Annotated in this window: 11 protein-coding genes; 7 read left to right on the forward strand and 4 right to left on the reverse strand. The window is 51.2% G+C overall.

From position 1 onward, the window contains the following. Window positions 1-82: 82 nt before the first annotated feature. Window positions 83-1,765, reverse strand: coding sequence for an amino acid permease (locus IMY23_RS12530; RefSeq protein ID WP_192823769.1), 1,683 nt, complete (start codon window positions 1,763-1,765; stop codon window positions 83-85). Window positions 1,766-2,027: 262 nt separating this feature from the next. On the opposite strand from IMY23_RS12530, the gene IMY23_RS20330 reads away from it, so the two are divergent. Further along, complete coding sequence (locus IMY23_RS20330; protein ID WP_192822413.1) at window positions 2,028-2,678, forward strand: carboxypeptidase-like regulatory domain-containing protein; 651 nt, start codon at window positions 2,028-2,030, stop codon at window positions 2,676-2,678. A gap of 155 nt (window positions 2,679-2,833) precedes the next feature. After that, a complete protein-coding gene (locus IMY23_RS12540) occupies window positions 2,834-3,469 on the forward strand; it encodes a hypothetical protein (RefSeq protein ID WP_192822414.1) in 636 nt (211 codons plus the stop codon). Between the two features lie 296 nt (window positions 3,470-3,765). Here the strand turns inward: IMY23_RS12540 and IMY23_RS12545 are convergent, their stop codons facing one another. Continuing rightward, a complete protein-coding gene (locus tag IMY23_RS12545) occupies window positions 3,766-4,953 on the reverse strand; it encodes a HAMP domain-containing sensor histidine kinase (RefSeq protein ID WP_192822415.1) in 1,188 nt (395 codons plus the stop codon). A gap of 176 nt (window positions 4,954-5,129) precedes the next feature. On the opposite strand from IMY23_RS12545, the gene hemA reads away from it, so the two are divergent. After that, complete coding sequence (gene hemA / locus IMY23_RS12550) at window positions 5,130-6,404, forward strand: glutamyl-tRNA reductase (protein WP_192822416.1); 1,275 nt, start codon at window positions 5,130-5,132, stop codon at window positions 6,402-6,404. Between the two features lie 397 nt (window positions 6,405-6,801). Beyond that, window positions 6,802-7,755: a phosphodiester glycosidase family protein gene (locus IMY23_RS12555; RefSeq protein ID WP_192822417.1), complete on the forward strand. Its 954-nt coding sequence runs from the start codon at window positions 6,802-6,804 to the stop codon at window positions 7,753-7,755. A gap of 196 nt (window positions 7,756-7,951) precedes the next feature. On the opposite strand, the gene IMY23_RS12560 is transcribed toward IMY23_RS12555, so the two are convergent. Continuing rightward, a complete protein-coding gene (locus tag IMY23_RS12560; protein ID WP_066830613.1) occupies window positions 7,952-8,260 on the reverse strand; it encodes a helix-turn-helix transcriptional regulator in 309 nt (102 codons plus the stop codon). 109 nt (window positions 8,261-8,369) lie between these two features. Between IMY23_RS12560 and IMY23_RS12565 the strand changes: the two genes are divergently transcribed. Further along, on the forward strand, window positions 8,370-9,443 hold the full coding sequence (locus IMY23_RS12565; RefSeq protein ID WP_192822418.1) for an anhydro-N-acetylmuramic acid kinase: 1,074 nt from the start codon (window positions 8,370-8,372) through the stop codon (window positions 9,441-9,443). Between the two features lie 812 nt (window positions 9,444-10,255). Then, entirely contained in the window at window positions 10,256-11,482 is a 1,227-nt protein-coding gene (locus IMY23_RS12570; RefSeq protein ID WP_192822419.1) for a Glu/Leu/Phe/Val dehydrogenase dimerization domain-containing protein, read from the forward strand. Window positions 11,483-11,818: 336 nt separating this feature from the next. Here IMY23_RS12570 and IMY23_RS12575 read toward each other — a convergent pair whose 3' ends face one another. Then, on the reverse strand, window positions 11,819-12,196 hold the full coding sequence (locus IMY23_RS12575) for a hypothetical protein (protein ID WP_192822420.1): 378 nt from the start codon (window positions 12,194-12,196) through the stop codon (window positions 11,819-11,821). A gap of 78 nt (window positions 12,197-12,274) precedes the next feature. On the opposite strand from IMY23_RS12575, the gene IMY23_RS12580 reads away from it, so the two are divergent. Further along, window positions 12,275-13,384, forward strand: a complete 1,110-nt coding sequence (locus tag IMY23_RS12580; RefSeq protein ID WP_192822421.1) for a mechanosensitive ion channel family protein — start codon at window positions 12,275-12,277, stop codon at window positions 13,382-13,384. Window positions 13,385-13,528: the final 144 nt, after the last annotated feature.

Genomic DNA, 13,528 nt, shown 5'->3' on the forward strand with positions numbered 1-13,528 from the left:
ATCAGAGCAAAATAATTGTTACCCGCGCAAACCTTTTTTATAAATCACCGTACAAGCCGCAGGTTTTCCACAATCCAAACTTTTAGGCCTGTGCCCGCGTAGCCAATTTGCTGTTTTTATAGCTATACCCGAAATAAATAGCCAAGCCAATCAGCAGCCAGATGGTGAAGAGAATCCAGTTGTTCACGCCCAGCTGGGTCATTAAATAAAGGTTAGTGAGCAAGCCTAAAACCGGCAGCAACGACAGTCTGTTATTCACTGAAGCATAGGTCAACAGCACGCAGGAAATCAGGAAAACCAGCATTGGAATCTGATGGCGGAATTCGTCATAGCCTCCGCTCCAGCCCACGGCGCTCCAGAAAGCGTCAATGGCTTCGCGGTTGTAGAGCATCACCAACACGCCTGCGGTCAGCAAAATCAACGGCACCCAGATTCTTCCGTTGAGGTAAGGCACTTTAAAGCGGGCCTCAGAGGTGCCGTGTGGGTCAATAATCAGGATTCCGCCGCACACCAGCGCAAACGCAAACAAGGTACCAATGCTGGTCAGGTCAATCACCAAGTCCATGTTCAGCAGCAGCGCAGGCACGCCCACGAAGAAACCAGTCACCAAGGTAGAGAACGAAGGCGTTCTGAACCGCGGGTGTACTTTGGCGAACACCGGCGGCAACAAACCATCTCTAGACATGGTCATCCAGATGCGCGGTTGCCCAATCTGGAACACCAACAGTACCGAGGCCATGGCAAAAATAGCACTTACCGCTACCACACCGGCCAACCAATCTACTCCCACTTTGGTAAACACAAACGCCAACGGGTCACCCACGCCCAGTTCATTGTAAGGCACCATTCCGGTTAAAACCAGCGTGATAATCACGTATAAAATGGTGCAGATAATCAAGGCGTAAATCATGGCGCGGGGTAAATCGCGCTGCGGGTTCTTGCATTCCTCGGCAGTGGTACTGATGGCGTCAAACCCGATGTAGGCGAAAAATACCGCACTCACTCCTTTCAATACGCCACCCACACCGTTGGGCGCAAACGGACTCCAGTTGTCGGGGTTTATGTAGAAAATGCCCACGGCAATCACTACCAACACCACAATCATTTTCAGAATCACTAAGATGTTAGAAGCGTTCTTAGATTCTTTGATTCCTATGTACACCAGCGTGGTAATGACCGCATTGATCATGAACGCGGGCAAGTCTACTACCAGTTTCCCGCCCAGGAAATCCGGCGCCGCCAACCAAGTTTTGTAAGCTTCCAACTGCACCGGGTCTGCCGCCGAGAGCGGTTTCCCGGCCTGCAGCAACGCCAGCACTTCCTGATAGCCTTTGTAGGCGCTCTGCGTGCCCATGGTGAGCCAGACCGGTATGTCCCACCCAATGCCAGACATCAGCCCGGTGAAATAATCGCTCCACGAAATGGCCACCACAATGTTTCCCACCGTGTATTCCATAATCAGGGCCCAGCCAATAATCCAGGCCGCCAGTTCACCGAAGGACGTGTATGCATAGGTATAGGCAGAACCGCTGGCCGGTATGGTAGCCGCGAACTGCGCGTAGCACAGCGCCGAAAACGCGCAGGCAATAGCCGTGAACACAAACAGCATAGACACCGCCGGTCCGCCTTCATAACTGGCGTTGCCAATGGTGCTGAAAATACCGGCCCCAATAATGGCGGCAATGCCCAGAGAGGTCAGATCGCGCACCGACAGGTTACGCTCCAGGCCTTCTTCCACGGTGCCCGGGTGCGTGGCCACATCCATGGGCGGGGTATGCAGAACAGCGTTTAAGCTTTTACGGCGAAGTAAGTTTTTTAAGATCACAGATTGACAGGCTATAGAAATTCAGGGGGAAAAGTTAAGGAAAATATTCTGAAAGCGGCCAAACCTGCGTATATTTAGACAAAGCTCCCCGCCTATGCGCCGCCAACGCCTTACAATTTCTGTCCCCAAACCTTGTGCTGCTCCCTGGTCTTTGATGACTCCCGATGCACAAGGCCGCTTCTGCCATTCCTGCGCCACCACCGTGGTGGACTTTACTAAAATGACCGATGGGGAAGTGGTGGCTTGGCTTTCTAAAGCAACTGACCGCACTTGTGGCCGGTTTAGAAAAGACCAGATTGATAAAAACTTGCGCCCGGTTTCTAATAGAACCAAATCATTTACCTGGTCAACGGCCTTATTCAGCTTAGTAGCTTGGTTACAGGTAGAACCCGCACAGGCTCAGAAAGAAATTCATAAATACGTGCATGAACTGCCGGTTCAGCCAGTAGTTCCGGCAGCGCCCATGAAAGAACTTCCTACGTTAGCTCCTGTTCCCTCCACTAACCCCAGGCTGCTCAAAGGCGTGGTGCAGAAACTAGGCTCCAAAGACAATCTTCCCGGCGTGACCGTCATGCTAAAAGGCACCGATATAGCCACAGCCACTGACAAAAACGGGCGCTTTGAACTTGCTATACCTAAGAACCTACCACTGCAGGAACAAGTGGTGGTTTTTGCTTATATCGGCTTAATACCTCAGGAAAAAAGATTAGTTGATTTGCAAAAGCAAGCATATCCAATTATCTCCATGCAAGTTGACAACCGTATGATTATAGGGGAAGTGATAGTAACAGGTTTTGGCAATCCTCCTTCACCCAAAGGTTTTTTTCAAAAGCTGAAAAATTTATTTCGCTAAACCCGTTTTTGCCTTCATTTCCCAAAACGAGCCCCAAAACAGAAACTGTGTTCAAAAGCCGCCTTACTGTCACCGTCCCCAAACCTTGCCAAGAAAATTGGCAGACCATGACGCCTGTGCAGCAGGGAAGATTCTGCGGAAGTTGCCAGAAAACCGTGGTGGACTTTACGGAAAAGTCTGATGCGGAGGTAGTGAAATGGCTTTCTGCGCAAAAAGGCGAGACCTGCGGGAAATTTCATGATTCCCAATTAAACCGAGGCCTATCCCAGACCTGGGGAAAACCCAAAACGTGGGCCTTTCGCGCTTTATTGATTGGGGCTGTATCTTTTTTCACCGCGAAATCAGCCGCGGCGCAGCAACAAAAGCCACTCAAAGAAGACATTGAACTACTCCCCTCCAGAAATTTTTCAGCGTCCCTCGCCACTTCGGTTCCTAACAGCCAATATGTGAGCGGAATGGTTTTGGCTCAGGCTCCTGGCCAAAAGACAGTGATTACTGTCAGGCTCAATGATTCACTGGAAACCCAGGCAGATGCTGAAGGGCGTTTTGCTATTCCAATTCCCAAATCAATTCCGCAGGAAAAACAATGGCTGGTGATTTCGGCTATAGGATTTAAAACGCAGCGGCACCGGCTTTCAGAACTTATGGAGAAGCAGCCCATTCAGATAGCGATGGTGTCTGAAGCCTTTAGGATTGAAGGTTTACAAGGAAGACTTGGCGGTCTGGTTGCGATATATCCTTGGTACTCTTATTACGGCATGAAACAGCGCCTCAGAAACCTCTTCCGCTAATTGCGTTTTTGGCTTCATTTCTCAAAACGAGCCCCAAAACAGAGAACTGAGCCTGATAGCAAAGGCTCCAACACAAGATTGTTTTTTAGTTCACCACAAAAATTAGGTTGTAGGGGCATATCGCATACGCCCTGCGCATTGCTTAACTATTCTGCTTTATCCTTTTCGGCCTTATCGCTGAGCAAGGTACATGAAGGCCGCCAGCGCCATCGGGCGTATGCAATACGCCCCTACATTTACCTGAAATGCCCTTCCGTTTTCAGCTTCATTTCTCAAAACGAGCCCAAAAACGCGAATTACTTATTCAACACCAACCTGAACGTAGTCCCCTTCCCTACCTCAGAAGCTCGCACGTACAATCTGCCTTGGTGGTAGTTCTCAATAATGCGCCTTGCCAAAGCTAAGCCCAAACCCCAGCCGCGTTTTTTGGTGGTATAGCCGGGTAAGAAGACTTCCTCCTGCTTTGATTTGGGAATGCCTTTGCCGGTGTCTTGAATATCCAGGGCAATGGCGCCTTTGGTGTTGGACTTGGTGAGCCTGAGCGTGATGCTGCCCTTCCCTTCCATGGCGTCTACGGCGTTTTTGCAGATGTTCTCAATCACCCATTCAAACAGCGGGATGTTCACTTTGGCGGTAGTCTCGGGGTCAAATTCGGTCTCCACGTAAAACGCCACTTTCTGCGAGACGCGGTTGCGCAGGTAACCGATGGCGTTTTCTACCACGCGCAGCAGCGGCTCGTCTTTGAGCACCGGCACAGACCCGATGTTGGAGAACCGTTCGGTGATGATTTCCAGCCGACGCACGTCTTTGCCAAGTTCCTCCACAATGGGTTCGTTCTCAAAACGGGGGCTGGCCTTCAGGTATTCGTACCACGCCATCAAGGACGAAAGCGGCGTGCCCAGCTGGTGGGCGGTTTCTTTGGCCAGACCCACCCATACGCGGTTCTGCTCGGCCTTCCGCGAATAACTGAACGCGTAGTAGGCAATCAAAGAAAGGCAGGCAATGACGGTGAGCTGCACATAAGGGTAATAGCGCAACTGGGTGAGCAACTCAGAGTCTTTGTAGAAAATATAATTCCTGAAATCGTCTTGGTAGGCCACCACAATGGGCTTGTGCTGGGTTTTCATCTTGGCCACCTCGCGCTGAAGCAGGGCTTTTTTGCGCGTTTCTGAAATTTTTTCTGGGATGGTGAGGTTCTTATAGGCGAGCACGTTCTCCTGTTCATCGGTGAGAATCACGGGCACCGACCGGTTGGCGTCAATGATTTCCTCCTGCACAAAGACCAGGTTGTCTGAGTCAATTTCGGCGTTGCCCATGTACCGAAGACCCTTGGCGTAGAGGTCAATGAGCTGCTGCTCGCGCTCAGAGAGCTTGGCCACCAGTAAGTTGGTATAAATCACGGTGGCGCCGCCAATCACCAGCGCCACCACAATGATGAGGAGCTTGAGCCGTGACTTTTTAGAATAGATGGATTTTGGAATCATGTACACTACTAACGCAAACGCCCTTTCAGTATGCCTTTGGGGCCGCTCGGCTAAGATAACGCAGTAAACTGGGTTTCTGATTAATTTAGAATGCGAATAAATAAAACAAAAGAGGCGACATCCTTCTTTTTTACATGATACAAGCGTAATTTTGCAAGCTAGTTTAAAACTGCCGTATGCTTCACAACTTTAGAGCCGTCAGTCTTTCTTATAAAAAGGCTCCCTTAGACATAAGAGAGCTAATTGCTTTAGATGAAAATTCCTGTCGGCAGTTTCTGCAGACGTTAAAGGGTTTCATTCAGGCAACTGACCTCCTCGTACTCTCTACGTGCAACCGCACGGAAGTTTATTATACCTCAGACGCTGACTACAGCCATGAGATAGTGAAACTGTTGGGTATCACCAAGGGCATGACCAACATTGCCCAATACCTGGACTATTTCACCATCATCAATGAGCACCAAGACGCGGTGCAGCACCTGTTCAACGTGGCCATGGGCCTAGATGCGCAGGTGGTAGGCGACATGCAGATCTCTAACCAGGTGAAACAGGCTTACCAGTGGGCCGTGGACTCTGAGGCCGCCGGCCCTTTTCTGCACCGTTTGCTGCACACCATTTTCTTCACCAACAAGCGCGTAGTACAGGAAACCGCCTTCAGAGACGGCGCCGCCTCTACGTCTTACGCCGCTCTGGAACTGGTAGACAGCCTGGTTGCCGATATTGCCGAGCCAAAAATCTTAGTGGTAGGCCTGGGCGAAATTGGGGCCGATGTCTGCCGTCACTTGAAAGACTCAGACTACACCCACGTTAAAATCTCTAACCGCACCCAAGCCAAAGCCCAAATCTTAGCCGATGAATGCGGCCTGGACGTGGTACCTTTTGAGGAACTGGTAGAAGCCCTGAAAGAAGCCGATGTGGTGATTTCCTCCGTGGCCCGCGACCAGCCGTTCTTCACCAAAGAGATGGTGAGTCGCCTGAACGTACTCACCTACAAGTTCTTCATTGACCTGAGCGTACCCCGCAGCGTGGAGCCAGATATTGAGCAGATTCCGGGTGTGCTGGTCTATAATATTGATACCATCCAAAACAAAGCCTCTGAAGCCCTGCAACGCCGCATTGAAGCCGTGCCGCAGGTAAAGCAGATTATCTCTGAGTCCATCGCCTCGTTTGAGGACTGGAGCAAAGAGATGAACGTGTCGCCCACTATCCAGAAACTGAAGAACGCCTTAGAAAGCATTCGGCAGGAAGAGATGGCCCGCTACATGAAGAAACTCTCCGCCGAGGAAGCCAAGCACATGGATGACATCACCAAGTCCATGATGCAGAAAATCATCAAACTGCCCGTACTCCAACTTAAAGCCGCCTGCAAACGCGGGGAGGCCGAAACCCTGATTGACGTGCTCACCGATTTGTTTGACCTGGAAAAGCAGTCTGCTGAGGCGCACGCCTAAGATTTTTAATTCGAATTGATATTTGAGAGGCATTCCGCAATGGATGCCTCTTTTTTTTAAACTCGTTCGCTGATTTACGCATTCCTGAGCACGTAGGGACAGGGCTTGACCTGTCCTAAACGGTGGCCGTAGCAGTTGGTTTACTATACAACAAAGCAGAAAGCGCCCTCAGTAATGTGTGGGCCAGGAACGCCATGATCAGGAATGCGTGCGGACAGGTCAAGCCCTGTCCCTAAGTGCTCAGGAATGCGTAACCATGAGACAATCCATCCCCATTTTCGGCTTCATTTCTGGAAACGAGCCTGAAAACGGAAATTCCATTGACCCTTCCTCCTATCATTGAAAATCAATAACACCAACTTCATAAATAATTTCAAGAACCAGCTATCTTGGCAGCATGAAAAAGCTGCTGTTCCTCTGTCTCGCAACCCTAACTGTATTTTCCGCTTCGGCACAAGTCACCTGGAAACCTTCTACAGAACATCAGCAAGGCTTGCCCGCTTCTGTGCAGGTTTTTGTGACCACAGACTCCCTGGGTGGCAAGCCGTTCAAAGCCTATTACCTGATCGCTGACCTCAAAGACCCTAAGCTGGAAGTACTTACTCGTGTGGGCAATGGCAAGCGCTACACCCCCAAGCAATATTTTGAGCAGGAACCGGGCAATGTGCTGGCCACGGTGAACACCACGTTTTTCTCCTTCGCAGATAACAGCAACTTGAATTTGGTCATCAATGACGGCAAAGTGCTGGCCGCTCAGGCTCCCGTCAAACGCAAAAACCCGAAGGGCCAGGACACGCTCACCTTCTACCCTACCACCGGCGCCATCGGGTTTTTCAGGAACCGAAAAGCAGATGTGGCCTGGGCCTACAACGTGGGCAAGAAAAAGAAAACCATGGAATTGGCCGCGCCTTATAAAACCCGCGCAGCCGATGGCGCTGTCCCAGAACCATCGCCCAAAACGGTAAAAGGCATGAAACGCTGGAAACCGCGCGTGGCCGTAGGCGGCGGTCCGGTACTGGTGCAGAACGGCAACGAACATATCACCGCCGAAGAGGAAATGCGCGGCGGCGCTGGGTTCAGAGGGCCGCACCCGCGCACGGTCATGGGCTACACGCCAGACAACAAGTTCATCATTTTAATGGTGGAAGGCCGTAACAAAGGTATTGCCGAAGGTGCGAGTCTGGACCAATTGGCGCAATTGATGGTGAGCCTGGGTTGCCACGAAGCCCTGAACCTGGACGGCGGTGGCTCTAGTGCGTTGTATATCAAAGGAAAAGACACAATCAAACCCTCAGACAACGGCAACCAACGACCCGTTCCGGCGGTGCTGGTATTGAAATACAAGGACTAATCCATCCAAAGCAATGCCTGTTTTCGGCTTCATTTTCAGAAATGAGCCCGAAAACGGAAAATTGTAGCGTTAAAAGATTTGCTACAACATGCCCGCCAAAAGTAAAAACCGTTTCTAGCCCTTTACTATAGGCCGGAAACGGTTCTGGGGGATACTCGTTTGATGTGTATTGACGCGTTGCAATAAAAGAACAGGACTACAGATCGCCGCAGCACTCTTCCAGACAGTCTATCACATCAATCAGCTTGGGGATGGAGAGGGAATAATAGATTTTGGTGCCCACCTTGAAAGACGAGAGCACGCCCTTGTCTTTCAGCGTGATCAAATGCTGTGACGCAATGGCTTGAGGCAGATCTAAATACTGATAAATCTCCGTCACGGTCATTTTATCTTCCTTACCCAGAAGATCCACGATGGCCAACCTTTTAGGGTGCGCCAATACCTTGAGCATGGACGCCGCCTTATCTATCTTCTTAGATTCCACTCTGGATAATAAACTTTTCATAAGGACACGCTAAAATCTGTACTACATGAGGCGCGCCGCCCGCGCCCTTTAAACCCGCCGGCCACCCCTTTCTTTGCGACTTACCGGAACATTACGTTATCTTTAACGCATGGCTACTTACCATGTTATAGGCGTAATGTCTGGCACTTCGCTGGACGGAGTGGATCTGGCTTATTGCAGATTTACGTATAATGAAGGGAATTGGATATATAAAATACTTAATACTGAAACAGTTCCATATTCAGATATATGGGAACAGCGTCTGGCGGGCCTCACCGAGGTCAGCGCTGTGGAGTTAATTGCCACTGACCGGGCCTACGGGCACTATCTGGGCGAACTGGTGAAAGCCTTCACAGACCGCCATAATCTGCAAGTAGATTTTGTGGCCTCGCACGGGCATACCATCTTCCACCAGCCGCAACTGCACATCACGTTCCAGGTGGGCAGCGGCGCATACCTGGCCGCTGCCGCCGGTCTGCCCACCGTCTCTGATTTCAGAACGCTAGATATTGCCCTGGGCGGACAAGGCGCGCCCTTAGTGCCTATCGGAGATAGACTTTTATTCTCTGAGTATGATTTCTGCCTGAACCTGGGCGGTATCTCCAACATCTCACAAGAAGGTGCAGACAAGCGCGTGGCCTTTGACATTTCCTGCTGCAACATGCTCCTCAACCCCCTAGCCGAGGAACTGGGCCTGCCCTATGACAAGAACGGCGACAACGCCCGAGGCGGTCAGTTTGACCAGACTTTGTTTGACCAACTCAACGGCCCCGCCTATTTCTCAGCGCCTTTCCCCAAATCCATCGGCAAAGAGTGGGCCGATGAACACAGCCTGCGCACCCTGCAAGAGTCAAAAGCCACCGTGCAAGTCAAACTGCACACGGCCTGCCACCACATGGGCTACCAGATTGCCCAGGCCATTCAGCAGCACGCCGCCCAGAAGCAAGGCAAAGTGCTGCTCACCGGCGGCGGCGCGTTCAACTCTTTTCTGGTGGAGCAAATCAGGCATTACCTGGGCCCCAACTTTGAAGTAGTAGTCCCAAAACCCGAACTGGTCAATTTCAAGGAAGCCCTGATCTTCGCATTTCTGGGCGTACTCCGCTGGCGCCAGGAAACCAACTGCCTCAAAAGCGTGACCGGCGCCCGCCATGACAACTGCGGCGGCGCCATCTACTGGTACTAGCGTTTTCGGGCTCTGTTTTGCAAATGGAGGCGAAAACAGGAATTAATGGAGACAAACCTAGGTCATGGAGACAGTATGAGGTCTTTTGAGACCACCCCCAGCCCCTCCTAGGACAGGAGGGGAGTTCTCTGGAATGCGAAGGCAAAAGAGAGCCATGCGTGGGAGACAAGGCGGTGCCTGGTCTCTACAACCTGCAACCGAATTCCAGTTTCGCCTCCATTTTTAATCCAGAGCCCGAAAACGCAATTTACAGTAAGGCTCCCCTCCTGTTTTAGGAGGGGTTGGGGGTGGTCACCTTTTCCAGCCTTTCTATTGAGCGCCTAAGCAGGTTCCGTCGCAGGCAGGCGGGTGCCGAAGGCGCCAGGAAGCTGGTACAGCGCGAGAGGGGAAGGCGGGGCCTCGCGGCCGTGAGCGCTCGGAGGCAGGCTATGGAAAGAGCCGTCTTGTGAAACTCAGGATGAAACGGCGGATTGGAAGGGAGGCAAATGGCGTGCACAAAAGCTTCTATAACCGCAGATTGGGTCGTTGGTGATAACACCAATAACGGCGAAGGAAAAATGCTTGTACACCTCTGAACGTCAAGAAGAAGAAAGCAATAATCTTCGTTAGATTCTTCTACAAGCTCAGGATGACGTTAGGCTCTCGCCTTAAGAGCGCTTAGAATGACCGTAAAAGAATTCCGTTTTCGGGCTTCATATTCCAAATAGAGCCAAAACCACACTTTTCATAAGACAAACCTTTCCGGCGGCAAACCTGCAACAAACAGTTGTTTGTTATACCTTTGCAGCGCATCACCAAACCCCACCCCAGTTATGAAAGACCTGCTCGCCAAATTTGAGAACAAACGCCCGGAGATTGTATTTGAGTGGAAAGATTCTGAAACAGAGGCCGAAGGTTGGGTGGTCATCAACTCCCTGCGCGGCGGGGCGGCCGGCGGCGGCACGCGCATGCGCAAGGGCCTGGACAAGCGCGAGGTAGAATCACTGGCCAAAACCATGGAAGTGAAATTCACCGTCTCGGGCCCGGCCATTGGCGGCGCGAAGTCAGGGATTAACTTTGACCCGGCAGACCCGCGCAAGCAAGGCGTGCTGGAGCGCTGGTACCGCGTGGTCTATCCGCTGCTAAAAAATTATTACGGCACCGGCGGCGATTTGAACGTGGACGAAATTCATGAAGTGATTCCCATCACCGAGGAATACGGCCTGTGGCACCCGCAGGAAGGTGTGGTCACCGGCCACTACAAAGCCACTGAACCGCAGAAAATCAACAAGATAGGCCAACTGCGCCAGGGCGTGAGCAAAGTACTGGAAGATGCCAACTACTCGCCGTCCTTGGCACGCAAATACACCGTGGCCGACATGATCACGGGCTACGGCGTGGCCAAAGCGGTGGCGCATTATTATGACATTTGGGGCGGTAACTTAAAAGGCAAACGGGCCATCATTCAGGGTTGGGGCAACGTGGGCGCTGCCGCTGCGTTTTATCTGGCCGCCGAGGGTGCGCACGTGGTAGGCATCATTGACCGGGCCGGGGGTTTAATCAACGCCGAAGGTTTTACCCTGGAAGAAATCACGAACCTATTCCTCAACCGCGTTGGCAACGCCTTGACCGCTGATAATTTGCTTTCGTTTGACGAGGTGAATACTCAAATCTGGGACGTACAGGCGGAGATTTTCATTCCGGCGGCGGCCTCAAGGTTGGTGACCACAGACCAGGTGGAGCGCATGCGCAACAAGGGCTTGGAGGTGATTTCCTGCGGTGCCAACGTACCGTTCAAAGACCCAGAAATCTTCTTCGGGGCTACGGGCGAGTTTGCCGACCAGCAGGTGAGCGTGATTCCGGACTTTGTGGCCAATTGCGGCATGGCCCGCGTGTTCGCGTATTTGATGGAACAGGACGTGGAAATCACCGATGACGCCATTTTCTCAGACATCTCCCGCACCATCAGAACCGCCCTGGAGAAAAGCCACGCCAAGAACCCGCAGAAAACGGAGATCGCCAAGACTTCCTTTGAGATTGCCCTGAGCCAGTTGCTGTAATTTTAATGGGTGTAAAGCAAATCTTCCGTTTTCGGGCTCAATTTCAGAAATGAGCACGAAAACGAAGGCTGTTTTTGTTAGTTCTTATTTTAATATTCAACTACCAAATTCTTACGCGTTCCTCTCTTTTGTCATCCTGAAAGGAGCTTGGCGGTGAACAGAGATAGCATTGAATTCCTGCTTTTCTAGCTTGCCCACAAGATCTTTCCAAGATGACAACAGGGGAAAACAACCGTGAAAACTATTTGAAAAAAAGCCGCGTGGAAAGATTAAATCTCAACGCGGTTTTTCCTAAATGAAACCCATCATGGGCATTCACTTTCGGCTGAAAGCCAACTACACTTTCTTGAAGCCCACGGCCAGGAGTTTGGCTACGTCTTGCTCGGCCACTTTCACTTTGAACACGCGGCCGCTGGGGCAGGTGCAGGCCAGGCAGGTGCCATAGCCGTCTTTGGGTTCTGTAACAGAAATTTCCTGCACGGTGTAGCCGTTGTTCTCTACGTATTCGCGCACGCAGACCCGTTTATCTGGGGTTTTGTTGCAGTAGCCCCAGGGGTCGGCGCATTGGGTTTCACTATAAGACAGCCATTGGCCGTCGGTGGAAAGGCCTTTGCCCTCCGAGGCTTCTTCTGGGGTGGCCGGAATCTGGCAGGCGGTGAAAGACAGAAACAAGCCCAGCATTGCCAGAAAAGAGATAGTTTTGCGTTTCATCATAACGGTTTCCTTTTTTACAGATGACCCGGCGGCATTCCCAAAGGTTGCATCTCCCAACTTGATATTTTCTCTTGTGGCATGAAAGAACAGGTAGCAGATTTCTTACGGCTTGAGTTTCTGAGCAACACCATGCAGCAGTTCCTAGTTTTTCTGGGGATCATGCTGGCCGGTTTTCTGTTCAAGACGGTGGTGTCTAAACTGCTGTCTGAGATTCTGTTCAGTGTGGTGGTCAAGCGGTTCTCCAAAGACGTGACCAAAGAAGAGTTCAAGCGTCTGCTGGTGACCCCGTTGGAGTTCCTCAGTTTCCTGGTATTCTTTTACATAGCATTTGACCAGCTCACCTACCCAGAACAGTTGGGCTTGCCAGCCAAAGACGAGATTGGCCTGAAACGCATTCTGCAGCGCATCTACGGCATTTTCCTGATCAGCTCCATTACATGGGTAGTCATGCGCCTGCTAGACTTCTTCGGGATGTTCTTCTCCAAGCGCGCGGCCAAGACCCTCTCTAAGTTAGACGACCAACTGGTGCCGTTCTTCGTGGATTTCACCAAGGTGATAGTAGTGATTATTGGCTTCTTCGTGATTCTGGGCACGGTGTTTCATGTGAACGTGGCCGGTTTGGTGGCGGGTCTGGGCGTGGGCGGTCTGGCGCTGGCGTTTGCCGCCAAAGAAAGCCTTGAGAACTTGCTGGCTTCGTTCACAATCTTTTTGGATCATCCTTTTGTGGTAGGAGATCTGGTGCAGGTAGGCGAGATTACGGGCACTATTGAGAAAATAGGTTTCCGGAGCACGCGCATTCGCACCATTGAGAAAAGCTATGTTACGCTTCCCAACAAAAGCATGATTGACAAACCGCTGGACAACCTCACCTTGCGTACTTTCCGGCGGGTTACGTTTGAGGTCATGCTCACCTACGCCACCACCCCAGAGCAGATGCGCGCCGTCTGCCAGGAAATTCAGGCCTACATTGACCACCACCCGCGCACCAATGAAGACGGACAAGTGCGGTTTTACCGCTTAGGCCCGCACTCCAAAGACATCAGGATCTTCTACTTCATCAACACCATTGAGTGGGAAGAATACATGAAGATACGCGAAGAAATCAACTATGAAATTGAGGCCATCATAGCCCGCCACGGCGCTGCCTTCGCCCACCCGCCGTTTTTGTATGGTTCACTGCAGGGGTAAGTGAATTTTTTGACGCATTTCGTTTCCCTTTGAAGAGGGTTAGGGGATGATTGCTTTTGCAGATTTTTCTTTATTATTTCTCCTTCACTGCCGCAAGTTTAGCGCAAGCGTAACTTGTGGTTGTTCATGATGTAAGTTTATAAA

The organism is Rufibacter sp. LB8 (genome assembly GCF_014876185.1).
In the GTDB taxonomy this organism is placed as follows: Bacteria; Bacteroidota; Bacteroidia; order Cytophagales; family Hymenobacteraceae; genus Nibribacter.

What these genes read in the sequence shown, in the direction of transcription:
- IMY23_RS12580 (WP_192822421.1), top strand. Translation starts at nt 12,275, where the DNA reads ATGAAAGAACAGGTAGCAGATTTCTTACGGCTTGAGTTTCTGAGCAAC.
- IMY23_RS12565 (WP_192822418.1), top strand. Translation starts at nt 8,370, where the DNA reads ATGGCTACTTACCATGTTATAGGCGTAATGTCTGGCACTTCGCTGGAC.
- IMY23_RS12570 (WP_192822419.1), top strand. Translation starts at nt 10,256, where the DNA reads ATGAAAGACCTGCTCGCCAAATTTGAGAACAAACGCCCGGAGATTGTA.
- IMY23_RS12575 (WP_192822420.1), bottom strand. Translation starts at nt 12,196, where the DNA reads ATGATGAAACGCAAAACTATCTCTTTTCTGGCAATGCTGGGCTTGTTT.
- hemA (WP_192822416.1), top strand. Translation starts at nt 5,130, where the DNA reads ATGCTTCACAACTTTAGAGCCGTCAGTCTTTCTTATAAAAAGGCTCCC.
- IMY23_RS12545 (WP_192822415.1), bottom strand. Translation starts at nt 4,953, where the DNA reads ATGATTCCAAAATCCATCTATTCTAAAAAGTCACGGCTCAAGCTCCTC.
- IMY23_RS12555 (WP_192822417.1), top strand. Translation starts at nt 6,802, where the DNA reads ATGAAAAAGCTGCTGTTCCTCTGTCTCGCAACCCTAACTGTATTTTCC.
- IMY23_RS12560 (WP_066830613.1), bottom strand. Translation starts at nt 8,260, where the DNA reads ATGAAAAGTTTATTATCCAGAGTGGAATCTAAGAAGATAGATAAGGCG.
- IMY23_RS12530 (WP_192823769.1), bottom strand. Translation starts at nt 1,765, where the DNA reads ATGGATGTGGCCACGCACCCGGGCACCGTGGAAGAAGGCCTGGAGCGT.